Origin of the sequence: Mesorhizobium escarrei (assembly GCF_935825525.1) — a bacterium.
GTDB lineage: Bacteria > Pseudomonadota > Alphaproteobacteria > Rhizobiales > Rhizobiaceae > Mesorhizobium > Mesorhizobium escarrei.
The window spans coordinates 1-26,687 of the sequence record NZ_CAKXZT010000116.1 but is presented as its reverse complement, the minus strand read 5'-3'; the positions used below and the strand labels follow the sequence as shown (position 1 = coordinate 26,687).

Annotated in this window: 21 protein-coding genes and 2 pseudogenes; 10 read left to right on the top strand and 13 right to left on the bottom strand. The window is 59.8% G+C overall.

Translation table 11 applies throughout. From position 1 onward, the window contains the following. Positions 1-340: 340 nt before the first annotated feature. The 4 genes from NMG80_RS09175 to pdxR form a co-directional block, all read right to left on the bottom strand. The gene (locus NMG80_RS09175) at positions 341-1,183 is read right to left on the bottom strand and encodes a TIM barrel protein (protein WP_254017911.1); all 843 of its coding nucleotides are present in this window, start codon (positions 1,181-1,183) and stop codon (positions 341-343) included. Positions 1,184-1,735: 552 nt separating this feature from the next. Then, positions 1,736-2,365: an FMN-binding negative transcriptional regulator gene (locus NMG80_RS09170; RefSeq protein ID WP_008871987.1), complete on the bottom strand. Its 630-nt coding sequence runs from the start codon at positions 2,363-2,365 to the stop codon at positions 1,736-1,738. 721 nt (positions 2,366-3,086) lie between these two features. Further along, a complete protein-coding gene (locus NMG80_RS09165; protein ID WP_254017816.1) occupies positions 3,087-3,809 on the bottom strand; it encodes a B3/B4 domain-containing protein in 723 nt (240 codons plus the stop codon). Between the two features lie 186 nt (positions 3,810-3,995). Further along, positions 3,996-5,534, bottom strand: a complete 1,539-nt coding sequence (gene pdxR / locus NMG80_RS09160) for a MocR-like pyridoxine biosynthesis transcription factor PdxR (RefSeq protein ID WP_254017910.1) — start codon at positions 5,532-5,534, stop codon at positions 3,996-3,998. A gap of 68 nt (positions 5,535-5,602) precedes the next feature. On the opposite strand from pdxR, the gene NMG80_RS09155 reads away from it, so the two are divergent. Both NMG80_RS09155 and NMG80_RS09150 read left to right on the top strand, forming a co-directional pair. After that, positions 5,603-6,841 carry a trans-sulfuration enzyme family protein gene (locus NMG80_RS09155; protein ID WP_254017815.1) on the top strand — a complete coding sequence of 413 codons (1,239 nt, stop codon included), beginning with the start codon at positions 5,603-5,605 and terminating at the stop codon, positions 6,839-6,841. A gap of 40 nt (positions 6,842-6,881) precedes the next feature. Continuing rightward, positions 6,882-7,784 carry a dihydrodipicolinate synthase family protein gene (locus NMG80_RS09150; RefSeq protein ID WP_254017814.1) on the top strand — a complete coding sequence of 301 codons (903 nt, stop codon included), beginning with the start codon at positions 6,882-6,884 and terminating at the stop codon, positions 7,782-7,784. A gap of 287 nt (positions 7,785-8,071) precedes the next feature. Here the strand turns inward: NMG80_RS09150 and NMG80_RS09145 are convergent, their stop codons facing one another. Continuing rightward, on the bottom strand, positions 8,072-8,320 hold the full coding sequence (locus NMG80_RS09145; protein ID WP_077379103.1) for a DUF982 domain-containing protein: 249 nt from the start codon (positions 8,318-8,320) through the stop codon (positions 8,072-8,074). Between the two features lie 622 nt (positions 8,321-8,942). On the opposite strand from NMG80_RS09145, the gene nodU reads away from it, so the two are divergent. Beyond that, positions 8,943-10,628: a nodulation protein NodU gene (gene nodU / locus NMG80_RS09140; protein WP_008871996.1), complete on the top strand. Its 1,686-nt coding sequence runs from the start codon at positions 8,943-8,945 to the stop codon at positions 10,626-10,628. A 154-nt stretch (positions 10,629-10,782) separates the two neighbouring features. Here the strand turns inward: nodU and NMG80_RS09135 are convergent, their stop codons facing one another. The 3 genes from NMG80_RS09135 to NMG80_RS09125 form a co-directional block, all read right to left on the bottom strand. After that, positions 10,783-11,208: a hypothetical protein gene (locus NMG80_RS09135; RefSeq protein ID WP_254017813.1), complete on the bottom strand. Its 426-nt coding sequence runs from the start codon at positions 11,206-11,208 to the stop codon at positions 10,783-10,785. A gap of 216 nt (positions 11,209-11,424) precedes the next feature. Beyond that, positions 11,425-12,516 carry an ATP-binding protein gene (locus NMG80_RS09130; protein ID WP_254017812.1) on the bottom strand — a complete coding sequence of 364 codons (1,092 nt, stop codon included), beginning with the start codon at positions 12,514-12,516 and terminating at the stop codon, positions 11,425-11,427. 31 nt (positions 12,517-12,547) lie between these two features. Next, positions 12,548-14,197, bottom strand: a complete 1,650-nt coding sequence (locus NMG80_RS09125; RefSeq protein ID WP_254017811.1) for a hypothetical protein — start codon at positions 14,195-14,197, stop codon at positions 12,548-12,550. Between NMG80_RS09125 and NMG80_RS09120 the strand changes: the two genes are divergently transcribed. Together NMG80_RS09120 and NMG80_RS09110 are read left to right on the top strand one after the other, a co-directional pair. Further along, positions 14,183-14,512 carry an isocitrate lyase/phosphoenolpyruvate mutase family protein gene (locus NMG80_RS09120; RefSeq protein ID WP_083918308.1) on the top strand — a complete coding sequence of 110 codons (330 nt, stop codon included), beginning with the start codon at positions 14,183-14,185 and terminating at the stop codon, positions 14,510-14,512. The two genes, NMG80_RS09125 and NMG80_RS09120, sit on opposite strands and share 15 nt — an antisense overlap. 583 nt (positions 14,513-15,095) lie before the next feature. Then, complete coding sequence (locus tag NMG80_RS09110) at positions 15,096-15,344, top strand: DUF6074 family protein (RefSeq protein WP_254017810.1); 249 nt, start codon at positions 15,096-15,098, stop codon at positions 15,342-15,344. Between the two features lie 660 nt (positions 15,345-16,004). Here NMG80_RS09110 and NMG80_RS09105 read toward each other — a convergent pair. The 3 genes and pseudogenes from NMG80_RS09105 to NMG80_RS09095 all read right to left on the bottom strand — a co-directional run bounded on the left by NMG80_RS09105 (position 16,005) and on the right by NMG80_RS09095 (position 20,214). Beyond that, entirely contained in the window at positions 16,005-16,757 is a 753-nt protein-coding gene (locus NMG80_RS09105) for an acetoacetate decarboxylase (protein ID WP_077378813.1), read from the bottom strand. A gap of 541 nt (positions 16,758-17,298) precedes the next feature. Further along, positions 17,299-17,562, bottom strand: a pseudogene (locus NMG80_RS09100) (ribbon-helix-helix domain-containing protein); the annotation flags it as partial. A 396-nt stretch (positions 17,563-17,958) separates the two neighbouring features. Next, positions 17,959-20,214, bottom strand: coding sequence for a S46 family peptidase (locus tag NMG80_RS09095; protein WP_254017809.1), 2,256 nt, complete (start codon positions 20,212-20,214; stop codon positions 17,959-17,961). A gap of 869 nt (positions 20,215-21,083) precedes the next feature. Between NMG80_RS09095 and NMG80_RS09090 the strand changes: the two genes are divergently transcribed. Further along, positions 21,084-21,674, top strand: coding sequence for an SOS response-associated peptidase (locus NMG80_RS09090; protein ID WP_254017909.1), 591 nt, complete (start codon positions 21,084-21,086; stop codon positions 21,672-21,674). A gap of 26 nt (positions 21,675-21,700) precedes the next feature. On the opposite strand, the gene ligD is transcribed toward NMG80_RS09090, so the two are convergent. Further along, positions 21,701-22,693 carry a non-homologous end-joining DNA ligase gene (gene ligD, locus NMG80_RS09085; RefSeq protein ID WP_254017808.1) on the bottom strand — a complete coding sequence of 331 codons (993 nt, stop codon included), beginning with the start codon at positions 22,691-22,693 and terminating at the stop codon, positions 21,701-21,703. Between the two features lie 569 nt (positions 22,694-23,262). Beyond that, positions 23,263-23,745, bottom strand: a complete 483-nt coding sequence (locus tag NMG80_RS37025; protein ID WP_301943240.1) for a cold-shock protein — start codon at positions 23,743-23,745, stop codon at positions 23,263-23,265. A gap of 261 nt (positions 23,746-24,006) precedes the next feature. Here NMG80_RS37025 and msrA point away from each other — a divergent pair, with 261 nt between their 5' ends. The 4 genes and pseudogenes from msrA to NMG80_RS09060 form a co-directional block, all read left to right on the top strand. Then, entirely contained in the window at positions 24,007-24,525 is a 519-nt protein-coding gene (gene msrA, locus NMG80_RS09075) for a peptide-methionine (S)-S-oxide reductase MsrA (protein ID WP_123151132.1), read from the top strand. Positions 24,526-25,056: 531 nt separating this feature from the next. Further along, positions 25,057-25,365 (top strand): recombinase family protein, encoded by a 309-nt coding sequence (locus NMG80_RS09070; protein ID WP_244603063.1) that lies wholly within the window; start codon positions 25,057-25,059, stop codon positions 25,363-25,365. Positions 25,366-25,694: 329 nt separating this feature from the next. Then, positions 25,695-26,360: a DUF6088 family protein gene (locus NMG80_RS09065; protein ID WP_254017807.1), complete on the top strand. Its 666-nt coding sequence runs from the start codon at positions 25,695-25,697 to the stop codon at positions 26,358-26,360. After that, positions 26,357-26,665, top strand: a pseudogene (locus tag NMG80_RS09060) (nucleotidyl transferase AbiEii/AbiGii toxin family protein); the annotation flags it as partial. The gene NMG80_RS09065 and the pseudogene NMG80_RS09060, both read left to right, overlap by 4 nt. Positions 26,666-26,687 lie beyond the last annotated feature (22 nt).

The following is a 26,687-nucleotide window of genomic DNA, read 5'->3' as shown; positions in this document are numbered from 1 at the left end:
AGCACCATCGTGCAGAAATGTATTCGCAAACTCGAACGGTTTTCATAGACTTTGTCTAAGAAACGCCAAATTGGCTCGGCGCAAGCCCGCTTCGACTTAGAACGGCTACGTTATGCTTCGCCCCCTGCGTTCCCAATCAGACATCGTCAAACTCGAAAGTTCGGATAGCCCGCCGGCCTCAGCATCAGATCCAACCTTCGCCTTGCGGATCCATCGAACTGCCGCGGCCGCCCAAGGCGGTCCAATGGCCAGTCCTGACAATGGTGATCCGGCAAGCACCTGCATGAGCGGGACACAGGAGCGATCTCGAATGACTTCTCCGCTCAATTGCCTACGCGAATTAGACCGGCACTCGCGTGAGTAGCCCGTGTCGGATGAGATCGATGCTGGCGGCAAATGCGCCTGCAGAGTCATTCAACGCGTGGACTTCCTCGACGAGCTCAAGAGAAAAGGGACCGGTATAGCCGCCATCAAGTAGCGCCCGGATCTGGCTGCAATTGTCGGAACCTCCCACGATGCGATCCGGATGAATCCAGAAGGTTGGATCGTTTATGCCTGAAACGTGCACCAGACCGGTCAGATCGCAGAAGAAGGACGTCTCGCCGGCGAGCGTGTGGTGGAATGTATCGTGCACAAGCCGGAAGACGGACTGGCCATCAACCGAGGCTATAGCGTTAGCCGCTTCGTTCTTCGATCGAAGCGAGGAGGTCTGGAAGCCAAGCGGTTCGATGAGCCCAATCAGACCCCGCGACTGAAGTATCGGCTTGAGCGCCTTTAAGGCGACGCGGAGATTGCCTGGGCGGTCGCCATTGGCGGACCACGAACCGTCGTTCACCGGCACCAGCATAAGCGCCTGGGCGCCACAGGCGGCCGCATAATCGGCGAGCTTGCTGGCCTCGGCCTTGCGGGCGGGAGTCCATTCGTTGAATCGCTGCAAGGCGTTGACTGAGATAATCGTGATGCCTGCTTCGGCAGCGGCAGACCGGACATCCGCCGGCGGATTGCCGCGCACAGCAGCCTTACTGCAGGGATTGTTCCGGATTTGCACGTCGGTCAGACCGAGATCGCGTGCGAGCGCGAAGAACGTCCCGACATCAAGCCCGGGCGTCGCCATGTGGTCGAGTGCAAACCGAAGTGTCGCCTGGCGCACGGAGTGGGTTTCCTTCATCAAGGCGGCCGCCATTATCGGGTGACTGGCTTCTGCCGTTTGTTGATTTACGACGCCGAACTGATCGGCATAGGAAGGCGAGCCAATCGAACTGACCCGCTCTTTATTCACACGATTGTCTCTCATTGTGAGCCGACTTTCACGCAACGGATACTACCGCGCCTCTTGAGAATATTGATCTGCCAGGCGAAATGACCGAAGATGGCTGAAGGCTATCCAGCTGCTTCCACACAGTAAGCGCCAGCCCGGAAAGATGCCGCGCCGATCCGGAGCCAAACTGATGTGGCAGGCTGCTTCTTCGTAGCGAGGCCGATGCCCAGCGCGATCATAGCGCCTCCCCGACCTTCCCTCAGGCTCTGGATCCATCCAGGACTCGCCGCCGTGCGGCCTTGAAACAAGCGCAACACGTCGGCGAGCTTGTTGAACGCAATCGGGGCGACCGCCGGCGAGACTGCGGGCGACAACATAGAGTCTCCGCGGACCGGGCGTTATGGCGAGCACGAAGGCCGCGGCAAGGTCTAGGGCGAGTTGGGTTAAATCTGGCATGGTGGTCGATACCGACGAAGTTTATGTTGCTATGGGGATGAGAGAGGCGACCTCACGGTCAGATGCCCGCTCGCTAGAAGAAAGGCCCGCAGCCACTCCGGCGCGGTCGGCCGCGCTCCGATTCTGGCTCATCTTGCGCTTGCCCTCGATCCTCGTGATCGGCATGCGCAGGCCCACAATTCCGCGGAGTTGCGCCTGCACGAAATCCGGCGGCGCGTCCGACACTGCCCAAGGCGAGACGCGCCCACCCTCGTGGTGGTCGGTCAGGCGATGCACGGCGGCCAGCAGCCTACCCGTATCCTCGAAGAACTCGACCGGGCCATAGGCGTGGACGGCGACGTAGTTCCAGGTCGGCACAACCTTCCCGGTTTCCTGTTTGGCCGCATACCACGCCGGGGTCACGTAAGCATCCGGTCCCATGAAGATGGCCAAGCCATCGCATCGCGGCGGAACACGGCACTGCGGATTGGCCTTCGCGAGGTGGCCGTAGATCACGCCGTGCTCGCCCTCGCTTTCATCTAGCAAGAGGGGCAGTGGTGAGGCGAAGAGTCCTTCGGCCGTGGCGGTGACGAAGTTCGCCAGCGGCGCTGCGCGGATGCTCGCTCGCAGGAAATCCATATCATCATCTCGGAAGGCCGGAGGGGTGTACATCGGGGGAACTCCGTGTGTGCGTTGCAGGTTAAATACTGGCAATCTGGCCCTCTGGAAACAGCCAGTTTGTTGCAATTGAAGCCGTCCAGTTGGTGAAGTGGCATCGCGGGACGCGGCGGCTGGCTGTTCCCGGGGCAGCACGCGAGACCGACGCTGCAGATCCATCGGATCGTCGCCGAGACAGCAAAAGCGCCAACACCGTCAAAGGGCCCGGCCGGCACACGCTGCGTCACAGCTTCGCCACCCCTGAAGACGGCGCCTACCTCGGCCTCACCCAGGTCCTGCTGGGGACGCAAGCTCGACACGCGGCGGTCTACGCAAGCTCGCGACCCGCAGATATGCCGCTTGCGGTCCGCTCGAGAAGTTGGCCTTTTCAAGGAGGCGGAGAGTTCGCCCGACGGGTGAGCGTTCGGCATCTCGATCGAGATCGCCGATATTTTCCGTGCTGCCGGCCTGCCTATCAGGTCGCGCATGCAGGCCAGTTCAGCCTCGGCAGTTGAAGTTGATCAAAGCACCAACCCGAAGGGGTGCGCAATGTTTGGAGCGTGGCTACGCTGGGTCGATTCGGTTTATGAAGTGGCGCATCTTCCGCTGGCCTGCCGAGTACGAAATGGCGAGAGGCTTTACCTCCTGTCGACCTTCGCAGCCCCAGGAGGCCCGGACCGCAAAGGAACGCACTGGTTGCGAGCGAACCGATCATACATCCGGACGGGCACGTTCCTCAACCGACCCGCATGTCGGAACTGGCAGCGGAGCCTTTAGCTGTGGTGATTTCCTGCTTGTAGACCTTACACCCTGGTGCCAGCTCTTTCAGACCGCTCACGAGCATCTTTGCCGCCTGCTCCAGCGCCTCTTCCGGCATCGCTGCCAAGCTTTCCAAAATAAACCACATGCGGCCGCCCACCGTCTCCAACCGGGTGCGCGTGCCCTGCCGCCAATTCCAGCGACGACATGTAGCTCCCAGATCGTCGCGCCAGATGACCTCCCCCTTGGAAGGGCTTTCGACGACCGCTTCCCCATTCAAAACAGTGTGGAAGGACTCCGTTCCTACGGCAATCGTCAGCCGCGGTTTGCCGACATATGCATCGAAATTTTCGCCGCCAATCGGTATTGCGAAACGCAGGCTCACTGCATTGTAGAGGTCGACGACAGGATTTATTGGTGGGATTCGGCCATCCTTCTCCACCCGCTTTTTCAATGCCTGCGCCGAGCATGGCGTCCGGTTTGGTTTCGCGCCGAACCGGACGTATGCCTCGGCCCAATTGGCCAAGTGCGCTTCTCCCCAGGCGGGTCCCCCCGCTCGGACGAAATCGCAAGCCTCTCCCAACACGTCCCGAGCCATGACGCCTCGCGCACTGTCCTGTGCATCAACAAGAATGCTGATTGCGCGAAAGTCAGGTGCGATCTCTGCTATTTCTTCGTCGATCAGCGGAAAATCCAACAACGCTTTCTCCTTTAAGCAGGCCGCGACCGCGCCTTGCTTCCACCGGATTTGAGAGTCTCCTCAAGAAATTCCCTTCCCCAGGTCCCAGGGTTCAGAGTCCTGCCCGGGACCCGGACTGGCCGACAGAGCCAGTCCTGGCAAGTCTTGCTGATCCAGTCTGCGATCAATGCCGGCGCGACTCTGGGGTCACGAGCCAGGTCCGCTCGCTGTCAGGGCGGGTATTGAGCATCTTGCCGGATCCTCGGCAAAACTCTTTACCCGTTGGACAGCGCCAGTAAGGAGCCGAACGCCATTCTCGATCTGCCGAATGGTCAGGGCGGAATAGCCCATCACCAGTCCAATCCGGTCAGCGCGGCCTTCATCTCGGATGTACAGCGATGAGATCAGATGGATGCCAACCCCGACCTGCCGCGCCTCTTCAACCAGGACGTCCTCCAGCGACCGGGAAAGATCCTTGAACCAGACGACGACATGCAGCCCTGCATCGGCCCCCTCGATGGCGATGCTGTCTGCGAACGCGCGTCGAAGGACGGCAAGCAGTGCCTCTCGCCGCTCGCCGTTAAGACGGCGGACGCGGCGCACATGGCTTTCATATGCACCGCTCTCGATGAGTGAGGCCAGCGCCTCCTGTTCCGCAACCGGAGAATGCCTGTCCAGAAGCTGCTTGGCCATCGCAAAGACGTCTTGCAACTCGGCCGGAACCACCAGGTAGCCGATGCGCAGCATCGGCGACAGTGTCTTGGAGATCGTGCCAACATAGATTACGGAACTGCGGTCTTCCAGCTTATGCAGCGGGGCCACCGGTCGAATGTCGTACCGGTACTCGCCGTCGTAATCGTCCTCGATAATATAGGCGTCATTGCGCCGAGCCCATTCGAGGAGCTGATACCGCCGCGAAATTGACAAGACGCCGCCGAGCGGGAATTGGTGCGACGGGGTGACATAGGCCAGCCGCGCTGGGATCTCCTGCAGCAGCTCGGTCTTCATGCCCTCGTTGTCGACGGCGACAGCGACGGGCGTGGCTCCTGTGCTGGCAAAGACTTGGCGCGCCATTCTATAGCAGGGATCCTCGATCACGAAGCTGTCGGAAGGATCGAGCAGCAGTCGCGCGCACATGTCGAGGCACTGCTGTGATCCGCTGACGACGAGGATCTGCTCGACCTGGCAGCTAAGGGTTCGGGCACGCCACAAATATCCCTGCAGCGCCTGGCGCAAGCGATGCGAGCCGCGTGGATCGTGGTAGGCCAGCCTTCCGGGGCTTTGTGACATCGCCACGTTCATCGCGCGCTTCCACGTCAGCGCCGGGAAATCAGATGGCGCGAGGTCGCCATAACGGAAATCGACCTTGAAGCGGTTGGGGAGGTAATCGCGCCCTGGCGGATTGGCGCGCAGTCGCTCGCCGTAAGAGGAAAGGTGGATCGGGCCAGTCCGTTTCGGGACCGCGCTGGTCGCTTTACTCCGGACTAGCGAAGATGAAACGCGAGGTCTTGCGCCTTGAATGACCTCGATGAAACCCTCGGCGACCAGCTGGTCATATGCCACGGTGACCGTGGTTCGCGACACACCGAGTTCATTTGCGAGGCCGCGGGACGACGGCAGCTGGCTGCCCGTTTCATAGATCCCGCCCAGGATCTGCTCGCGAAGAGCTTCGCAGATCTGGCGCGCGCCCGGGCCTTGCGAGCGAACCGTCGACGCGGCAGGAGAAGGCTGGACCATTTCTTTCATCGCCAACTGGACGTTCCCTCTGAGTTAGTGTGACGGCATTGTCCCCGAAATCAAGAGGGCTAAAGCCGATGACCAGCGCCGAAGATCAGCTTGAAGCCGAGGCAACATCAACGCCGTCCCGGAACGACGTCGGTCTCGCATTCGCCACCCGGGCCATCCATCATGGCTACGATCTGGCCGGCTTTTCCAATTCCGTTCAGACGCCGGTGTTTCTTACATCGACCTATGGATTTGAAAGCGTGGCAGCAAACGAAGCCGCCGCCGCGCTTGGCGGAAGGCTCTACGCACGCGAATACAACCCCACCACCGAGATCCTCGAAAAGCGGCTCGCCAATCTCGAAGGAGCCGAAGCTGGGCTGGTACTCGCCTCGGGGATGGCCGCCTTCGGGACGCTGATCCTTTCGCTGCTTTCGCAAGGTGACGAACTCATTGTCCACAAAACACTCTATTCGAATACGCTCGCCATGGTCGAACAGGGGCTGCCGCAGTTTGGCATCAAGGTCGTTGCCGTCGACCTGTCGAATCCGAGCAATCTCAATGGCGCCATCACTGACAGGACCCGGCTCGTGTTCTTCGAGACGCCAATCAACCCGCTGAGCCGTATCCTCGACATCGCCGGCATTGCCGAACACGCCCATTCTCGCGGCGTGAAGGTCGCCGTCGACAGCACCTTCGCCTCGCCCGCCCTTCAGCGTCCGCTGGAACTTGGAGCCGACATCGTGATCCATTCGCTGACCAAGTACATCAATGGCCACGGCGATGCTCTGGGCGGTGTGATACTCGGCGATGCGAAAACACTGCACCTGCTGCGCGAAACTGGCCTGCGCTATCTCACCGGGGCAGCGCTCTCGCCCCTGTCGGCGTTCCTGATTTTGCGCGGATTGAAGACACTCACGTTGCGTATGGCGCGTCACAGTGCCTCTGGGCTTGCGGTCGCTCAGGCGCTCGAGGCGCACCCGGCTGTGGCTTGGGTTAGCTATCCATTTCTCGGCTCTCATCCCGACCATGAGATCGCGCGCAGACAGATGTCGCAAGGCTCGGGCATGTTGGCTCTCGGCCTCCAAACGGGATTCGAGGGCGCGCGCCGTATGATGGACCGGCTCAAGCTGATCATCAGGGCGGTCAGCCTCGGTGACGCTGACAGTCTCATCTATCATCCGGCAAGCCTGACGCGCTCGCGCAAGTCAATCCGCACGGACGCGCATTTGCCTGACGGAGTCGGCGACGACCTCATGCGTCTGTCGGTAGGGCTCGAAGACGCCGCCGATTTGATCGCGGATCTAGAACAGGCACTGGACGGGATCTGATGCCCAACGCTTCACCCAATGTAACAACGGGAGCTTCAGCATGGCTTTCCTGAGCGGCCTTTCGGCCTTCCCAATAACGCCAAGCGACAGTGACGGCGTCGTCGATGTCCTGGCGCTTCGAAAGCTGATAGCGCGGCTTTGCGCAGCAAAGGTGGATTCCATCGGCCTGCTCGGTAGCACCGGCACCTACATGTATCTGTCGCGCGCGGAACGCCGCCGGGCGATTTGCGAGGCGCTGGACGAGACGCGTGGACGAGTCCCGCTCGTGGTGGGCGTGGGCGCTTTGCGCACCGATGAAGCGGTACACTATGCAAGTGATGCGAAGGCCCTCGGCGCAGCCGCGGGGTTGCTCGCGGCTGTTTCCTACACCCCGCTCACTGACGACGAAGTTTTCGAGCATTTTTCGACAGTGGCGCGCGAAAGCGGCCTACCGATCGTGATCTACGACAATCCTGGAAACACGCATTTTCGGTTCACGCCAGCGCTCATCGAGCGTCTGGGACAGCTGCCTGGGATTTTCGCAATTAAAAACTCAGCCGACCGGGGCGATGCTATCAAAGGCCAACTTGCGCACCAGAAAAAAATTGTGCCGAAAGGATTCTCGATCGGCTACAGCGGCGACTGGAACGCCACCGAGGCCCTGATCGCAGGCGCCGATACATGGTACAGCGTCCTCGGTGGCATCTTGCCCGACCCCTGCCTGAGAATGGTCAGAGCCGCTCAGCACGGCGACTACACAGAAGCACATCGGATCGACGCCACCCTGGCCCCGGTGTGGGAGCTTTTTAAGACGTTCTCGAGCCTTCGCGTCGTCTACGCAATCGCCGAGCTCCTCGAAATCTGTTCCGCCGAGCCCCCACGGCCAATCAAGCCGCTTTCCGCTGCCGCGAAGTGCCAACTCGCCGGCGTCCTGGACCGTCTAGGATCAGGTGTCGGATCGTAAGCCGCGCGACTTCATATCGCCGAGGGAAAAATGTACGCACCGACCCTTTCGATGGGATTAGCCGAGATGTTCTCCATAATCTGATCGGAAACAATGCGCGCGGCGTGCTGATCGCCGATGGGTCGACAGGTCTCGACGCCAATCGCATCCTGTTCGATTGGCAGAACGTCTTATCGGCGAGGGAGGTAGGCTGCGTTCCGGGCCGCCAACGCCTACATTTCTCCGGAAGAGTATTCGGGCCAGACGACTTCCACTCGAAGCACCAAAACCTTGATGTGCTACAGCATTCAATCGCTGCGAAGGATCTTTGCTTCAAGCGCGGCTGCCACAAAAGCCCTTCGAGCAGCTGGTGGATGGGCCTCACCACGCAATACCTGCAGACAAGCGTCCATCGCTACCCTCCGTTTCTCGGTCCGATGATGAAGGTCACGGATCAGGATAGCGGCCGCTTGGTTGACATCGAATACGATACGCTCAGAACTGTGGCGGCCAACCTGAACAACGACCGCCCTCTCAAATCTGTGCAAGCCGGTCATCTCTCCGCCCCCAAGGCGATATCCGTCAATAGGACCCCGCTCGTCTTCTTTGCCGAGCCGACCCGGTACCACTGCATCTATGAGCCGAGACAATGCCCGTTTGACCAACCCCGCGCTAGCCTCACACGCGCTTAGCCGCTCTGATCCGCTGCCGATCTGCAGGCGGGATCCGTCGATGTCGGAGGTTGTGCCGCCAACATGACGGCGCGATTCAAAAGGCGAATTGGGCGCTGCCCTCGCCATCGAAAATCTTGTCGATAGAGACCTAAAGAGTAGCTTGATCAGGGAAGGCTCTAGCGCGACACCTTCGTGCTCAGTACGCGCACGCTCGGTGCCTAGGGAGCGCGGACCTCCTGTGGCGCGGGTGATGCGTGACCGTGCACATCGTTGCCCAGCGGCTTGCGGTGGCCAGCCCTTGTTACTGTGCCGCACAGCGCTGGTGTCAGCCATCTTGTTCTAAATCACGCGGCAGACCTTATCATTCACCGCGCGGATGCCTCACATCCAAACAATCTAATTTACCGGTTCCTCATGATCCTGCATAGCGCAACATCAAAACCCACGGCTATGTTTTCCAGCCGTTTCTGCGGTTGCACCACGGTCACCTCGACAAGGATCTACTATGCGCATTTGCGGTATCAAGCTGACGCACGACGGGGGAATCGCTGTCGTGGAAGACGGCAGATTAGTCTTTTGCATCGAGCAGGAGAAGCTCGACAACAACCCACGATACCAACATATCGAGCGGCTTGAGACGGTCGTCGCCGTTTTGGCGGAAAACGGGCTTGCTCCGCGCGATATCGACCGGTTCGTCATTGACGGATGGGACGGTGAGATCCAGTCGGAATTCCAGGTTCTGAGTAAGGGCTCCCCTATCACTCTCAACGGCGCGCCATATGTGGAGCGGGACGCTGAAAATCCCCTGACAGCCTATCAAGGTTCCGGTCTCATGCTCGACAATGGGGTATTTTCTTATGAAAGCTACCCGCATGTTCTTGGGCACGTAGCTTCCGCATACTGCACCAGCTCATTCGCCAAAGCAGAGGAACCGGCATTTTGTCTGGTATGGGACGGCTGCATCTTTCCGCGGCTTTACTACGTCGAGCCAAGTGGAGTCCGATTTGTTGGGTGCCTGTTTCCGATGATAGGCCATGCCTATGCCGCCGCGGGCCAACATTTCGGTCCTTACAGGCAAGAACTGCGGACTGGCTGGAATCTCGGTATCGCCGGCAAGTTGATGGCCTATATCGCGCTCGGTGTGGTCCATGAACACATCATGAATGTGTTTCAGGAGCTTTACGACTATCATTTCGCCGGGGATACGGACCTTGCCTTTGGCTACAGGAACAACAGCCACAGTGAAGACGCGTTACTCACGGCTGTGCACGACTTCTTCGATGCAAGCGCGTCGCGGTTAATCGCCGAAACGCCCGAGGACATTCTTGCTTCCTTCCATGCCTTCGTAGAGCGTCTTCTCGTCCGGGGGATGACAAGCACGCTGCGTGGGTACTCGGTTCCCGAAACCCGAAACCTGTGCATAGCCGGCGGATGCGGGCTGAACATCAAATGGAACAGCGCCCTTCGGGCGAGCGGTTTGTTCGACGCAGTCTGGGTGCCGCCGTTTCCAAACGACAGCGGATCGGCGATCGGTGCCGCTTGCTGCGCGCTGGCCGCCGATAATGGTTTCGTACATCTCGACTGGTCAGTCTACAGCGGGCCAAATGTGAGCCATGGCAAGGTTCCGCCTGGTTGGCAATCTTCTGCTTGCAGCCTGAAAGAACTTGCCAGCGTGCTCGCCGACAACAAGCCTGTGGTGTTCCTTGCAGGCCGCGCAGAGCTTGGTCCACGTGCTCTGGGAGGCAGAAGCATCCTGGCGGCCGCAACTTCGCCGGAAATGAAGGACCATCTCAACAAAATCAAAGTTCGAGAGCACTTCCGGCCGGTAGCGCCAATATGCTTGGAGGATCGTGCACCTGACATGTTTGACCCCGGCACGCCGGATCCTTACATGCTGTTCGATCACCGAACCCGTTCGGAGTGGAAAGACAAAATCCCCGCGGTCGTCCATCTCGACGGGACAGCGCGACTTCAGACTGTTTCGAGAACTTCTGAACACCCAATTGCAGAACTTCTGATGGAATATGAGAAACTCACGGGCATTTCGCTGCTCTGCAACACGAGCGCAAATCTCAATGGACGTGGTTTTTTTCCGGATGCAGCTGCCGCCTGTGAGTGGGGATGCGTAGACCACGTTTGGTGCGATGGGTTGCTGTTGACCAAGACAGGTGCAAGTCAATTCGAGGGCTGAGCGATCTGCGCCACGTTCCCGTGGCGAACTGAGTTGCCGCGAGCCGAAGTGTGGAAAGCGTTCGCTGGCAAAGGAAGCCCGCCAGGGCGACAGAGCCAAGGGCCGCGTACGACTGCGGTCGGCAGGAGCGCGCGCTGGTGGGTTTGGCAGGGGGCTATAGGGGACCGACCACGCCTTCCATTAGAAAGGCTCCCAGCGCACTCAACAATGCCTCGGCGGTTTCCTTGTCGAGTTGCAGTTCGACCTCATCATCGTCATCCGTAATCAGCAGCAAGGTGCCTTTCAGCGGGTTGCGCGACGTGACCAGCACATCGTCATCCTGGAACTCGACTTCGCGGGCCATAACTCCGACCTCCGTTGCTCGAGTCAGAATGACGCACCAGCCGCAGTAAAGAAAGCATTGAGCGATCCTGAGGCGCGGCGAATTTCGTCGCATTACCTCGATGGTGAAGGCGATAAGCAGGCGGGCATTATTGAAGATGTGGTTGGCGTCCGCCTCTCCATCGCAACCAAACCATACTCGGTTCGTTGACCTACGCTGGTTGATCCCAGCCCACTCCAGACCCTGGCGCATCTTCATCGACATAAGGTCGAATGGTCTGCGGCGTGTTTGGGTCGAATGCCGACTTTCAACCTTCGAGTGTCCGAAAAATGTCCACATATTTCGGACCAGTATGGCTCTGGCTAACTTGCTACTAACAATCCAAGTAGCTGCCGAGCTCGATGTCGTCATCAAATTTTGGTGGCGCAAAACGCCCTCATGGACGTAGAGCGGTTACGACACAATCACCCATTGCTATCTAAGTTCGTGAATCGCTACGCTCGGTACGACGGCCTTGGCGATCTCACATAGGTGCTGGTGATGCGTAAGATAGATCACACCGGCACTTGCCATTTCGCCAAACAACCTGAAGACCTCCTCGGAACGGACATGGTCGAAGGTTTCCATGATGTCGTCTGCGATGAAGGGCACGGACGGCCGAAACTGCGCAAACTCGTAGTACCCAGCAAGCCTGAGCGCCAGATAGAGCTGAAAGCGCGCGCCCTTTGATAGCGCGTCGGCGACCTTGGATTGTCCATCGCGTTGCAACGCGATGAGCACTTCCCCACCCTTCACAGGTTGAGTTGTCAGGCCAGAATACTGGCCGCGCGTCATGAGGGCGAATGCGTCTGATGCGCGCTCCATCATCCCGGAGCGGTGACGCTCGCGGTAGAGACGCAGAGCATTTCCAGCCGACATTATTCCCAATTTCAGCTCGATATAGCGGACGGCCTTTTCCTCGATTTCGAGAAGGACGGTGCGCCGTTCGGCATCCATGCGGGCAACAGCGCTGTCGCCGCCAATGGCGTCCAGCTTGTCGGTCGCGCGCGTCTGCCGAATAAGCTGGTGCTGTATCGCCTCGTCAGAAGCGTGAAGCCTTTGTTCGGCCTCAGCCTTCTCGATTGCAAGACTGTCGAGATCGACAGCATCTAATATCGAACGCGCCTGCTCGAACCCTTCCACCGCGAGCTCGGACGAAACCTGTTCCTCAAGTTCGGCCACGGTTGTGCGCAGGCGATCCCTGTCGCGCAGCAGTTCGTCGCGTTGCACGACTTCGGATAGCGTGGCCACGCCAAAGACGCTCAGGACCTCGTTTTTGCGGCGCTCATGTGCCGAAATCTCGGCATCGAGGATCTCACGCCCATCCTGCAGGCGCTGCAGGTCATTGACGAGGCTTGCCTTGGCCTCGCACGTGCGCTCGGCGCGCTCCAGGCGCGAGGCAAGCCGAATAGCCAGCTGTTCCGGTTCGTCGTCGTCGGCCGTCTCGTCCGCTTCGGCTGCAACGGCGGAAACCTCGACCAGGAAATTGTCCCTGTCGGCTTCCATCTTGTCGATACGGAGTTGCATGGCGTCCCGGTCTTGAAGACATTTGGACAGTTCAGCCAATTGATCGAGGACGCCGCCGACGCCGGGCGCCGAGATGCCGTTCTCGAGCCAGGTGCCCCTTGAGCGCTTCGGCAACGCCGGCTAGCCATTCATCCTCACGCCGCTCTGCGACTTCGATGGCTCGGCGCCTGCCGGCCAGATCCTCTTGCCTTGTGCCAACGGTCTTGAGCGCCTCGGTGCGCTCAGCGTCCACTTTGAATTGCCTCTCAAGGAACAGCTCTGCCACCGCCATGACCGTTTCCAGGCTGTCACCAGGATCTGAACCGACGCCGACGCTCGCCAGCGCGCCGCTCAGCTCCAGGCGTATTCGGCCTTCCTCATCAACCGCGCGCTCGGTCTTCTTGCGGGAAAGCTCGATCTCCTCCCATGCCGCGAGCGCATCGACCCGGGCAGCAATGCGATCCTCGATCATTTCGATCAGCTGTTCGGGGGATGTTTCCTGGCGCGGTCCGAGCAGGTCTCTTGCCGCTGCGCGAATTTCCAAGAGCACAGCCTCCCGATCTGAGCCGTTGCGTGCAAGCTGGTCGCGCGCATGCGCGATGGTGGCCGCGGTTTCTGCGATGTTCCGGCTTGTGCTACGGATCTCAACGAGTTCCCGGGCGTTGGCCAGACGGCCTTCCGCGACGCGGTCGTCTTGAGCCAGTGCTGCCGCAAAATCATCCGCCGTATCGCCAGTCAGGTCATCGCGATGCCTTGCCCAGGACTCGTCCCGGGCACGCCGAATGACGTCCGCCGCATCATCGTCGGTGACATCGACCGAGGCACGAAGGGCTTCCAGCCGCGCCGAAAGCAAGTCGTGATTGCCTTGGTGCTCGGCAAGACGTTCGGAAAGGACACCCCTGCTCTTCCCGAGCTCTGCTGCCAGCGCCTTCCATGCGCCAAGCTGTCCAGCATTCGGAATGGCGATCCTGGCCAATGCCTGAGCATCGCCCGACCAGGGATGCAAGCGCGTGATCGCGGCCTCCCATCGAATTGTACCCGCATCCGCGGCCTCGTGTGCCGCCTTGGTCTCCTTCATGTACCCGCTGGCCTTCGCCGTAGACAAAGCCGAAACCAGCCTTGCCCTGGCAGGCTCTGGGACGGCCCGTTCTTCGCCGACCCGCTCGCGTGCCGCCTGAAGCGCATCAGCAGCAGCCGCGGCCTCCTCGCGCGCAACGCGCACGCTGGTAACGATCCCGGATCGCTGCTCGACCATGGTGCGCACAGCGCCTATGGTTGCAGCAGGCAAGAGCAGTTTGGCAGGGTGTGGCTCGGAGGACCTTCCAAGAGCGGCAAGGCAGGTCGCCACGGCATTGTGCAGGATTTGCAGCTCCGTCCTGCGACTTGGCAGGTCGAGGCCGGCCGAGACGTGGCGCACCTTGCGGTCGGCCAGGGCGCGAACCCGTTCGGAAATCGCAAGGATCACCGCGTCCACGTCGACCGAGGCGATTTTCGTCGTCACCCGTTCGAGCTCTTCCACACTCGAGGACAGCCGCGTTCTCAGACTGGCGTCGACCTCGATCATGTCGGCGACACTGCCGGTCCAGGTCCGTGACGGTGAAGCGATCTCAGGCAACTCGGCCAGTTGGGCTTGCTTGCGCCGGATATCGGCAAGCGCGCAGCAGCCTATGAAGCGGCCGGCGCCGACATGATCCTCATCCACTCGAAACAGAAGGCGCCGGACGAAGTTGAAAGCTTCGTGCGTGCCTGGAGCGGCAAGGCGCCAATCGTGATCGTGCCGACTGCGTATCCGGAGATGAACGAGGAACGTATCAAGGCGCTCGGCAGGATCGCGATCGTGATCTATGGCAACCACGCGATCCGCGCTTCGGTCACGGCGATGAAGGATGTCTTCGCGCGGATCCTCAAGGATCGCGGCATCCACAACGTCAACCGAGACATCGTTTCCGTCGAGGAGGTGTTCCGTTTGCAAAGGATGGATCAGGTCAAAGTCGACGAGGAACGCTTTCTGGAGTAACGGCCGACCGAACATTGTGTCTGACTCTGACCAGTGGATGAGCTACCGCGATGACGAAGCGAGAAATTTGCCGGCTGCGGGAAGTCGACCAAGCCGACATTGGCGCGATGAGGCCGCACGGCTGATCGCTGTCGAGGTGGAACGCATCCTGCGAGGTGGGAACGTGCCGATGACAAGAGAGAGACATTGGATGTGGCGGAAAGGCTGGCTGGCCACGTACTTGTGGCAGTTTTGTCGCTTCCTTAGGAACACCAGTGCGCAGGCGCGTCGCTGCTTGGTCAAGATAGACGGTGTTCCAATGAACGATGGCGCTGACGACGAGATTGAGACCGGAAGCGCGGAATGCCTTGGCTCTAGAATGTCCCATTGCACCTAGTCGGTGGATGCCGTTTCAACGACTGACCTTCGCGAACCACCTCCCTTTTGCAACGCTCAGGTTGGCCCTCAGACTGACAGCTCAACCCCGGATTGGGCAGTAGTGGGGCCCTTGTTCCACTGATAGGCACTTTGCAAAATTGCGCTGATAACTAAATCTTTTAACCCGCCAATGCTTATTTGCGAGGCTGAAGGCGTGAGGTGATCGATGGGTGAATCAAATATAATCGCGTTTCCGCTGCATCGTCGGCGGAAATTGGTTGAAGGTATCGCGCGGGTCCTGGAATCCAAGAACGGGGAGGACGCGAACGCGTTCTGGCGCAGCACCGTCAAGGCAATTCTCGTCCAACTCTCCGAATCAGGAATTGGACCGGGGCTCGCCGAACAGGAAATTGGAATGCTTCTCCGTTCTGTCTTACGCGACATAGCCACCCGGTCTGCGAAACTGGCACGATAGCATCGGCTCGCGAGGAAGGCTTGCCGTGTGAGAACCCCGGGGCCAGGAAAGACCCTCGACCTAATCCTGTTGCCCGGCACGGCGACGCGAGCGCAGCAAGCCCATGAGTAACTTCGAACATTCGTGGCGATCGGCTCAACGCGGACGAGTCCGTGCTGTTCGGGCAACCTGCCTGCGACCAAGAGCGAAATGGAGCGAAAACGGCCATTATCGCCAGCATCGGGTCGATGCCACTGAAAAGTCGATTCTGTTTTCTTGATGTTTGCCAGGAGAACGGACGATCATGGCTGGTCGCCGATGCCAAATCGGGGAAGCCCGGTTTCGTTTTCTGCTGCTCGGCAACAGGAACTCTTGAATCCACAGCTTTCACCAACTCCATTTTTACTGACGCGTCGCCCCGCGCTATAGACGCCGCGACATATACAGCGCCCCTCGCAGAGTGGGGCTGTGAGCGCGGGATTCTGTTACGAGATCCGATGACTCCGATCTAGCTTTACGAGGTGGGCTCATCGTCATCGCAACAGTCGTCGCACGGCCACACCGTCCGCGAACGGCACACCGAAAACTTTCCGCAACGGCTTGATTCTGCTTCGTGAGAGCCAACTTTCTTTGTTGCCCGACCTACACGCTGGTCGTTTTCTGATCACCTTGACTTCGGGTTCACGCCGCCTGCGGTTCGGCCAGATAGTCGTGAACAACTGTCCCGAGGCCGAGTGTCAGATCCGCGATGAAATGGGCGGCTGAAACGACCTCCAGAACCGGCAGTTCTGCAATCGGCGCGAGTGCATGCGACCGTAAGTCCAAGCCTGCGGGAGCACCCCATGCGCCCTTCAATGTCACGTCCTCCATCTTAAGGCGTACCAACTCGCAGACGCGCAGGCTGCCATCGACATGCGGAATAATCTTCAGGAGGAATGTCGGCTGACACAGCGAGGCCAGAACCTCGCTGTGGTCGAGCGCCCAATGTTTAAAGCCCATGGTGCCTGTTGCGATCCGGACCGGGCCGTAGTCGAGGGTGCCGACCAGTGTGTCTCCATAGACCTCTAACGCAGGATGTGCATATTTCTTCGGGAATCCCCACAACTCACGGCCACCCAAAATTGGCGGTCCGTCGTCCAAATACATGGCATGCGAATAGCCGCCGATCACGTCGTTAAACCTAACGGGAATGACCTGGCCGGACTCAATATAGCTCCCGAAACCCGCAGAGTCGGGCATGCGAATGAACTCAAACTTTACCAAGGGATCATCGAATTCGAGTGGCTGAGGGACTACGGCGCGTAGCCGGTCGGGGTCCGTCCGGTAGGTGATGATAAGGTACTCGCGGTCCACGAAGCGATATGGCCCCGTCGGGTAGGCGGGGCTTGTCAGCGGCATCGAATAGGCTTGGGCACGCACATCTTTGGATTTCAAGGCTTCTACCTCCCCGGTGAGCGCTGCATCCCGGATAAGGACGCTTACACTACTAAGATCTGCATGAACCTCGCAAGGAGCATGCCAAGGCGGTAATACTTTGATTGATTGATATTTTTTCAGGTTTGCTACAACGGCCGCTCAGCTATTAGGTCTGATATGTCCTCTTTTGTAAGCATCCTGCCATTGCGGCATCGGCGACACAGGTATCGCCTAGGGCTTGTGTATATGCGCGAGTTTACAGAGGCTTCGAAATAAGCACCGACCGGGTCGGGCACCTCTGGGCACCATTCCTATCCCCCTGCAGATTTATCCCGTTCCACGAGGGGCGCATCAATGCCAGTCGAGCGAATTACAAACGGTTCGACGCAAACAAGCATTCACCGGCGGAGTCACCAGCTAGGGAAAGAGTCTGCCCAGCGTTCCGCTTGATCCAAGGTCTAGCGACCGAGCAAATTCGTGTCCGCGCGCAGGTGCAAATGCTCCACCTGCGCCCTCTCGCCTTCACGCAGCTTCGCTTGAATTTAAGACGCTCGTGTGAGGGCCGGTAACCGCGCAGATAGAGTGCGCAGGTAGTCCTGAGCATAGACGCGAAGTTCGGGATATCTCCGTTGATCTCGAGTGCCTCGTCACAGAGCTTGGAGATAAATTTCGTCGTTGACAGACCCTGGCTCTCGGCAATTTCGTCGAGAAGTGTCCAAAAAGCGGCCTCGAGCCGGATGCTGGTCGAATGGCCGGCAACACGGACCGAACGGTTGGTCTGGCGGTATCCTTCGGGATCCTGTCTCGCGTAAACCTTGCACATCTGTGGCCTCCCGTTCCTGTGGACCGCCGTTGTTCCTGTCCGGCGGTTTTCATTTCGGCATTTTCTCCACAGAAGAGCTGCATCGTCTTGTCTCCATTGCGAGGGAATAGTCGGTTCAACGCGGCTTCAGAACTCGGGTTGCTCGTTTTCGAGTAGACGAACAAGCGTTGCTCGGTGCGACTGCACCGAGTTACGTCATTGGACGGGTATGCCAAGGGGGAAACGGAATTGGCAACTGCTCAGGCGCTGGCGAACCTTCGAATGTTGCGCATGCGTTGGAGCGCCGGCCGATTCGAGCACGATCAACGATCGCTGTGGCAAGGTCACGTCAATGTCCCGATGTGCCGTTCTGGCTGGCTGACGCCGACTCGTTCGCCTACCGCCAGACTACCCCGCTCAGGAGCGCGACGCCGGTAGCACTCCCATCTCCTTGAGCAACCGGCTAGCGCCGTCAATCTTGTCCATGGTCCAGAGCATGAAGCGACCGTCGACATGGATGCTGCGGCTGCGGTCCGCGTTGCGCTCCCAGTCAGAAATTACGCCCTCGAGCGTGCCGTCGAAGGCGAGACCCACGAACTCGCCGCGTCCGTTCAGCGTCGCCGAGCCGCTGTTGCCGTTGGTGATGTCGGCGGTGGACAGGAAGTTGACCGGTAACGTGCCCAGCGCCGGCGCGACATAGGGGCCATAATCCTTGGCTCGGATCGCTGCGATAGCCGCATCTGGAGCGTCGAACTCACCCTTGCCCGTTTCTTTGGCCAGAAGTCCCTCGGCCGTGGTAAAGGGCATCCAGATCTGCCCGTCGCGTGTTCGCCCCGCCACCTTGCCCCAGGTGATGCGCAGCGAGCCATTCGCGTCGGGATACATCGGCCGGCCGATTGCCTGGCGGTAGGCACGCTGGCCGTGCATAAAGATGGCGCGAGCCGCCTGGCTGCGTCCAGCGCGGTCCTTCGCAGCGTGCTTCGCAGCTATGTCGCCGGGATAGAGCGCGACCGCCAGCTTGATGAAAGGATCGTCCGACGCCTCGAAGGCAGCAGCGGGCTTGTCGAGCCAGCCGAGCCGCGTTGCCGTGTCTGCGAGTTTGGTGTCTGCATAAAGTCGGTCAAGGCCAATTTGGTCCAAAGTGGTTTCGAACGCAGTATCGCGGTCCTTTGCGTCCAGCCGGCGATATTCATCGAGCGCAGCCTCGAACAGCTTGCGATCGATGACGGGCAGATAACTGCGTTCGATCTGCGTCAGTTGATCCACGGTCTCGTTACGGTCACGATCTTGAAAGCCGCTTTCGCGATCTTCATCGGGCTTCTCGTGCTCCTTCGCCCAGCGATAGAGAGTGCGTGCCGATGAGAGGATTTGCGCGCGGTCCAGCAGCGCCTGGCGCAGCCTCGCCAGCGAAGCCCGGCTATTCTCGCTCACCATCGCGTCCAGTTCGCGGATTGCTGCGTCGAAGCGCGTCTGCCGTACGGGATACTTAGTGACCCAGGCGCGAAAAGCTTTCTCCTCGTTAGCCTTGCGCCCGTCGAGGCCGATCGCGTCGGCGCCGGCAAGATCGCCCGCCAGCTTCTTCTTGTAGTTTTCCACGCCTCGCAGGATGGAGGCGTAGCGGATCTGCGCTTCGCGATTGCCTGCCGTGGCTTGCTTGATCTGGGCCGCATAATCCGACAGCAAATGCTGCAACAGCGGTTCGTAGTGCGCGAAGTTGAACCGGACTTCATCCGCGGTGAGGAACCGATTGGTTGCTCCGGGAAAGCCGGCGACCATCACGAAATCGCCTTCTTGCACGCCTTTAGAGGCGATGCGCAGCCAGTTCTTCGGCCGGTAGGGCACGTTGTCGCGCGCATAAGGCCGGGAGGAACCATCAGGGGCGACATAGGCGCGATAAAAGCCAAAGTCGCCTGTGTGGCGCGGCCACATCCAATTGTCCGTTTCGCCGCCGAAGTTACCTATGCCGAGCCCGGGCGCATAGACGAGGCGCACGTCCTGAATTTCGAGCTTCTGCTGGAGATAGTAGGAGGCGCCGCCATAATAGGACCCTACGTCGCAGCGGCGATTGGGCTGTTCTTCACATGCGGCGATCAGCGCCTTGCGGTTCGTGTCGAGCCGCTCATAGCGGGCAAAGCCGTTCAGCTTGTCCGATACGCCCTTGAGCATGTCGGCGGTCACATCCGGCATATCCTCGATCACATAGATGCGGCTGCCGGGCACCGCGGGTAATTCCTCACCCAGGCTCTTCGCCAGAAAGCCGTTGGTGAGATAGTCTTGGCTCTCCTTGCTGTTGTACTGCATGGATCGGAACACGCAGTGATGATTGGTCGCGACCAGTCCTTGCGGGCTGACGAAGGAGGCGGAGCATCCGCCCAATGATACGATCGCGTTGAGCGGGGCAGCGTCCAGTCGGCTCAGCTGCGCGGGATCGATCTGGAGCCCATCCGCGCGCATGGCCGCGCCCACTTCCGCAGTCTGGGCCGGCATCCACATGCCTTCGTTCGCCGATGCAGCGGTGGCCGTCCAGAGCAAGGCGATGGCGCTTACCCGAGCAACCATTTCACATTCGCAGTTCATACTGGTGTCTCTCCCATTCTGTCTACTGTTCTCCGCCGACTGGATCGATGGGCTATCGGGCTGGCTGGCGTCCGCCAGCGCCTGCGCGGCTGCCACTGGGTGAAGACTGAGTGGACGGTCAACGCAAAAATCTGGATGACGCTCCCCTCACATTCTATCGGTTCCGTGCAACGTTTGCGGATCATCCGTTGCACTAATCGTGCCAAAGGAATAAAGCTTTCAATGACCTGAATGGTAAGCTGCCGTCCATGTCCGACCCCCGACATTTGGTTGTAGACTCGACACCCTCGTCCTCGCTAGCGACGAAGCCCGCTGCCGAACGGCCGTCGCTGGCCATTAATTGTGAGAGTGCGTGCTATCGTTTCTGTTAAGCATGCGGTGTTGCGCGAGGGCGAGGGCGCGAGGAATGCCCGGAGTTCCCCTGGCCGAAAATCCGCTCGGCGCTTAGCGACAATCGTGCGCATACCCGGCAGACTATGCCGGAGCAGTGGGTTCGAACCGAGCGGCGTCCCAAGCTCTTCACGCGGCGGGCTCGCTGCTGTTTCCGTGCTGTATCTGGGTCGTGTGCGTGACCGACTGCTACCGGTGAAAGCCTTTCCTGGCAGTTGCAAACGTCTGCGTCTGCGGCACCTAGCCGTAAACGCCGAAGACCAGGGATCTGATGCATTTCCTTGCTGGCGTTCGCCGATCGGGAAGTGGAGCGACCGATCTGCGAACATCTGAATTATTATCGCCGCTGGATAGGCGCCGGGCGGTTCAGGAACTGCTCAGCCCGTTCCACACTGCCTTTTATGCGATTTTTGAGGCACAAACCAGAACACTGCGGCGCAGGGGTATTGATTTCCAATCGCCACTTAGTCGGCTGGGCATGTTCCGAAATGAGCGCATTGGGGCCGATAGGGGACCGGCAGGTTTCGGTTCGATCGCGGTGCAATGCGATCGGACGGAGGACAGACGGAGGACCGATGTGCAATGATTATCGATTGACGGTGGATGTCGCTTCGATCGTGGAGGACTTTGCCGACCTGAAGATCAAGATCCGCTTCGGAGAAGGAGCGCCGAACCTCCAGGCGCGCGAGGACATCAAGATCACGGACGTGGCGCCGATCATCAGGACTATCGAGGGCGTCCGAGGCGAAGGCGACATGGTGCAACGGCGCTGGAGCTGGCCCGGACCGAACAAGCGGCCCGTCTATAATTTCCGTTCAGAGGGCCGGGAGTTCTCTTCTAACCGGTGCCTCATCGTCGCGGACGGCTTCTACGAGTTCACCGATCCGATAGATCCCAAGAAGAAGCGAAAAGACAAGTGGCTCTTCACAAAGAATGACGAGCCGATCTTCTGCATTGCTGGAATCTGGCGTGACACGCCGGAGGTCGGCGAAGCCTTCACCATGCTGACGATGGAGCCTGGGCCCGATATCGCGCCCTATCATGACAGGCAGATTGTTATCCTCGATCGCAGCGCGTGGGCGGACTGGCTCGACCATTCGGTGTCGGCGAAGTCGCTGATCAAGGCCCTTCCCCCCGGCACACTGCAGGTAGGGCAAGTGGGGTGACTTGAAACGAACGGCGCCCGAGTCGATCAGGGATGGGGCGGGGGGCGCACCACTTGCCGGGCTGGCTTGTCCTGACGCTCGCCTTGGTACGAGACCTGGCGCAGGAGATTGTCTTCCGTCCAGGTGAGATAGGTGACCTCGACCACCACTTCAGGCCTGACCCAATGCACCCGCGACAGTTCAAGCGGCGAGCCGAACCGGCTCTCGCGCGGCGGCGGAACGTCGAGGGGCATTCGAGCTGTCTGAAGCGGCCCAAGCCGGCGAGCCAATCGCTTGAGCTCTGCAACCGTGATGCCCGTGCCGGCGCGGCCCGCATATAACAGACGACCATCATCGGTGTAGTAGCCGAGAAGCAGCGAGCCGAGGTGCGACCGGCTTCCAGTCGGATCGGTCCAGCCGACGACGATGAATTCCTCTCTGTTGAGACACTTTGACTTGACCCATAGGCCGCGATTGCCGGATGCATAGGCGCTGTCGATCCGCTTTGAGATTGCGCCCTCGAGTGCAAGCCGGCAGGCGTGCTTGCGGAACGCAGGCCCGTTGCCGATCACGTGATCGCTGAAGCGCAGGCCAGGCATGTCGGTCGAAAACAGGCCTTCCAGTCGCGCCTTGCGGTCGATGAGCGGCAGCTTCGCAAAGCTTTCTCCGTTCAGGAACAGAAGATCGAAAGCAAAGAAGGCAAGATCGCCCGTGCGGCCCTCGTCCATAGCGGCCTGCAGGCGGCTGAAGGAGGTGACGCCGTCTGCCCGGACGGCGCACAGCTCCCCGTCGACATATGCCTCTTTCACCGGCAGCGCGCGGAGGGCCGCTATCGTCGCTTGATAGCGATGCGACCAATCGAGGCCGGTGCGGGTGAGCAAGCGGATGTCGCTGCCGTCGATTCGCGCGTGCATGCGGTATCCGTCGTACTTGATTTCGTGAAGCCAATCGGGGCCGTTGGGCGCTTCGTCGACCAGGCGCGTCAGCTGAGGCTCGATCCATTTCGGCGGATGCGTTTTATTCGGCTTTGTGGGATTCACCGTCTTCCGCGCCAATTGAGATAAAGCGTCGTCATGCGGGCCAGACTACCACATGATGACGGTATATTCGCTGCAGCTTCTATCGGAAATCGCGGGTCTTCACCTTGGTGCTGTCGATATGCTCGTAGGGATCTTATCCCGAGCCGGCGACCATGTCGATTAAGCTGCCTAAGCCACGGGACTTTCGATAAGAACGCCGAGTTCGCCCAGCATAGTATTCTGCCCTCCTTGCAACAAACAAAGGAGAGCAAAATGACCAGCACCATTAATTTCTAAAGCCGCCAGCTATTGCAACGATTTGGTGGTGGATCTTTCGAGACAATGTCGATGCCTCCACTCAGGTAACGCTTTCGCACATGCGATATGAAATTTGTGCATTGCAATATCTCCGGCGATCGATATGATCCTGTTGTCGGCCATCTACTCCTCCCAGATGCGATGCCGGCGCTGAATGCGGCGCACCTCCTCCCGCGCTGCATTTCAAATCGAGCCCACTGCCACCTCCTCCCGGCAGTGGGCTTTTTCTTTGTATGAGCGGCAATTTGGCCACTTGGCCAACGTGTTGGCTTCTAGGCGAGGCGAATGCTCCGGACTTCCAGGCCTTTCTTGCCCTGCCCGCATTCGATAAACACCTTCTGTCCCTCCACCAGCACGCTGAGCCCTGAGCGGGTCAGGGCGGTGGCATGAACGAAGACATCCTTCTCACCGTTAATGAAGCCGAAGCCTTTTTCGGGATTGTACCATTTGACCGCGCCCTGGCTCTTCAGCTGCGCACCCGTCTCCTCGGTGGACGCTCCAGCGCGGCGCGTATCTGCCGGCGTTTTCGCGATCTGATCGCTGATCTCCAGCACTTGCACGACCTGATGACCTCTTGGACTTTCTTCAACCGCGACCTTGAGACGTGTCCCCTCGGAAACAGCGCGGCTTCCGGCAGCCTCCAACACTCGGATGTGCAGATAAGCTTCCGTGCCGTCCGACAGTTTGACGAAGCCAAAACCCCTTGCTGGCATTGAACCACAATATCTCGGCGTCGGCAGGGTCTGCGGTCCCAATCGCGGGCCGCTGAAAGTAGCTTGGTTCGGAAGCCCGTTCCGAAAAGGAAACCGGCTCATCGTCATACCGATGCCTACGTGGCTCGCGTTGGTCTCTATACTTGCCCATGATCGTGTCGACTGACATGGCGCGTGCACTGCGCTAGCTGTTCAGGATAATCTCCATCGGGCGACGCGTTTGTGTCAAATGGCCTGCGACTGAAAAAAGATGGCAACAATGCCTATATTGGCGATGAACCCAAATTCAGGAGGTCAGAGACCATGACGACCGAACGCGCAGTGCTTGCCGGCGGCTGCTTCTGGGGTATGCAGGATCTGATCCGCCGCTACCCCGGCGTGATTTCCACCCGCGTCGGCTACACCGGCGGTGAGGTCCCTAGCGCTACTTATCGCAATCATGGCAGCCACGCTGAGGCGATCGAGATCGTGTTCGATCCAGACACGATCAGCTATCGCGATCTGCTGGGATTCTTCTTTCAGATCCATGATCCAACGACGCGCAACCGCCAGGGCAACGATGTCGGCGCGAGCTACCGCTCGGCGATCTTCTATAAAGACGACGAGCAAAAGCGCGTTGCGGAAGACACCATCGCCGATGTCGAAGCATCCGGGCTTTGGCCCGGTAAGTTCGTGACCGAGGTGGTGCCGGTCAGCGATTTCTGGGAGGCCGAGCCGGAGCATCAGGACTACCTCGAGCGCTATCCCAATGGCTACACCTGTCATTTCCCAAGACCAAACTGGAAGCTTCCGAAGCGAGAGGAAATTCGCCGCGCGGGGTAGGCCGCCGCACTTTACAACTCCTTCTCGGCCAAGTCGCGGAATTGGCCTTTACGTTCATAATAACTGCCGTGGTCGGTTTCCTCTTCTGACCCTTGAACCGTCTTTAACTCCGCGCGAATAGAAGCGCCTGGCGGAAAGCATAGGGAGGCACACACGTGGGCAAGCCCGACCCGAGAGACGAAGGCATAGACGCATTACTGCCTAAAGCTGCCCCGATCGGCCTGCCCTTATCCCCTATTGACCAAAAAGCGACGCTCTTGGCTGCAAGGTTGGGACGAATCCAAAGCGATTGATGAAGAGCAGCGGGAGGCATGGTCGTTTCTGCGATCCATCCTGCGAAGCCCAAATTAGCGCCCGGCACGGCGAACGTGCCGACTTCGCGCATGCCCTCGTAATTCCTTGCTGGTTGGCGGCGCGGCCTTTCCGTTCATAATAACTGCCGTGCTCGGTTTCCAAGGTCGATAGACTGGCACAGCGGCGCACCTCCGCCAGATCGTCAAGGACCTCGATAAGAAGGGTGTCGGGTTCAAGGTGCAGGACGATGCCTCGCTTGATACGACCACCCGGACGGGGAAGCTCGTGTTTAGCATCCTTTGGATTGCCGAGTTTGAGACGGCTCTCAGGAAGGAACGGCAGATGGAAGGGATCGCCAAGGCCAAAGCCAAGGCGGAAGCCAAGGGCGAGCCGTGGAAGACCGGCAGGCCCGTGGTGCTGGACCATGATCTGATCAGGCCGAGCGGCTGTCCGTTAGGCAGGTTGCCAAGGTGGCCGGATGTTCACCTTCGGCGGTCCAGAAGGTTCTCGCTGCGCCGGCGTGAGGGCCATTACCCACACCACTAGGACCACGGCGGGGGTTCATTAGCGAGCGCTGATAGGTGCGCCAGTCGCCGTGTCGTCCTCGCCACCGATGCGGCAGCGCAACGGCTGGCCTGAGCGTCGGCATGCCGGCGAGCAAGGCGCAGGCGCTCGGCCTCATCGACATACGTGCTGTATTGCGCTGGATCGTCGAGAGACACCTACAGCATCCGCGCCGGGGTAACTCGTCTGGCGCCGCCAGCGGCGAATGGCGGCCCGCCTCAGCGCGGGCGCGACCGCTGAGTGTCCGAAAATTGTAGCATACTTCGGACTCATACCTTGCCTTTGTCCGAAACTTGTAGCATATTTCGGACATGCCCTTAGTTGAGCCCGATACCGATCTTCGCTCACGCCTGCTTGCCCGTATTGAGTCCAAACCCGATGAGGTCTGGACCCCCGGCGACTTCGCCGATCTCGGCACGCGCGCCGCCGTGGACAAAACCCTGCAGCGCCTGGCAGCCGCCGGGGAGCTGCGCCGGATCGACCGAGGCCTCTATGACCGGCCGCGCACGAACAACCTGACTGGCCGCGCCACCGTGCCGGGTTATCGCGCTGTGATCCGCGCCGTCACGCGCCGCGATCGGGCGCGCGCCGTCATCGATGGTATGACGGCCGCCAACGACCTCGGCCTGACGACCGCCGTCCCCGCCCGAATAGAAGTGCTGGTCGACGCGCGGTTGAAGCCAATCAAGCTCGGCACGCAGGAAATCCACTTCAAATACGCTGCCCCTAGCCGCCTCTATTGGGCGGATCGGCCGGGGATGCGGGTCGTCCAGGCCCTGCATTGGATGCAGGACATGCTGACCCAGAAGGGCGAACGGAAGCGTATCCAGGCGACGTTGCGCCGCCTTTTTGCCGACCCCAAGCACGGCGAGGCCATTCGCGAGGATCTGCGCGCCGGTCTCTCCGCCGTGCCGATCTGGATGCAGGAGTTCCTCCGCGAAATTCTGAGGGCGGACCCGCAGGAAGCGAAGCCATGAGTACCGATGCTTACCGCCAGATCATCGCGGCATCCCCACGTGACCGGATCGACCTGTTCCTCGCCACGGCCAATCGGATCGGAGCTCCGGAAGGCAATGTCGAAAAGGATTTCTGGGTCTGCTGGACTCTCAATTCGCTCTACCACGAACGGCCTGAGGGGGAGCCACGGCTGCTTTTCAAGGGCGGGACGTCGCTATCAAAAGGCTATGGCCTCATCCAGCGTTTTTCCGAGGACATCGACGTTACCGTGTTCCGCGACGATCTCGACGAGGCTGCCTCCATCGAAGAGCTTGAGGGACTGTCGATCGGGTAGGAGGGAGCCTTGC

What these genes read in the sequence shown, in the direction of transcription:
- msrA (WP_123151132.1), top strand. Translation starts at nt 24,007, where the DNA reads ATGACGACCGAACGCGCAGTGCTTGCCGGCGGCTGCTTCTGGGGTATG.
- NMG80_RS09090 (WP_254017909.1), top strand. Translation starts at nt 21,084, where the DNA reads ATGTGCAATGATTATCGATTGACGGTGGATGTCGCTTCGATCGTGGAG.
- NMG80_RS09175 (WP_254017911.1), bottom strand. Translation starts at nt 1,183, where the DNA reads ATGGCGGCCGCCTTGATGAAGGAAACCCACTCCGTGCGCCAGGCGACA.
- nodU (WP_008871996.1), top strand. Translation starts at nt 8,943, where the DNA reads ATGCGCATTTGCGGTATCAAGCTGACGCACGACGGGGGAATCGCTGTC.
- NMG80_RS09135 (WP_254017813.1), bottom strand. Translation starts at nt 11,208, where the DNA reads ATGAAGATGCGCCAGGGTCTGGAGTGGGCTGGGATCAACCAGCGTAGG.
- NMG80_RS09120 (WP_083918308.1), top strand. Translation starts at nt 14,183, where the DNA reads ATGATCCTCATCCACTCGAAACAGAAGGCGCCGGACGAAGTTGAAAGC.
- NMG80_RS09145 (WP_077379103.1), bottom strand. Translation starts at nt 8,320, where the DNA reads ATGACCGGCTTGCACAGATTTGAGAGGGCGGTCGTTGTTCAGGTTGGC.
- NMG80_RS09150 (WP_254017814.1), top strand. Translation starts at nt 6,882, where the DNA reads ATGGCTTTCCTGAGCGGCCTTTCGGCCTTCCCAATAACGCCAAGCGAC.
- NMG80_RS09065 (WP_254017807.1), top strand. Translation starts at nt 25,695, where the DNA reads ATGCCCTTAGTTGAGCCCGATACCGATCTTCGCTCACGCCTGCTTGCC.
- NMG80_RS09170 (WP_008871987.1), bottom strand. Translation starts at nt 2,365, where the DNA reads ATGTACACCCCTCCGGCCTTCCGAGATGATGATATGGATTTCCTGCGA.
- pdxR (WP_254017910.1), bottom strand. Translation starts at nt 5,534, where the DNA reads ATGAAAGAAATGGTCCAGCCTTCTCCTGCCGCGTCGACGGTTCGCTCG.
- NMG80_RS09130 (WP_254017812.1), bottom strand. Translation starts at nt 12,516, where the DNA reads ATGCAACTCCGTATCGACAAGATGGAAGCCGACAGGGACAATTTCCTG.
- NMG80_RS09155 (WP_254017815.1), top strand. Translation starts at nt 5,603, where the DNA reads ATGACCAGCGCCGAAGATCAGCTTGAAGCCGAGGCAACATCAACGCCG.
- NMG80_RS09110 (WP_254017810.1), top strand. Translation starts at nt 15,096, where the DNA reads ATGGGTGAATCAAATATAATCGCGTTTCCGCTGCATCGTCGGCGGAAA.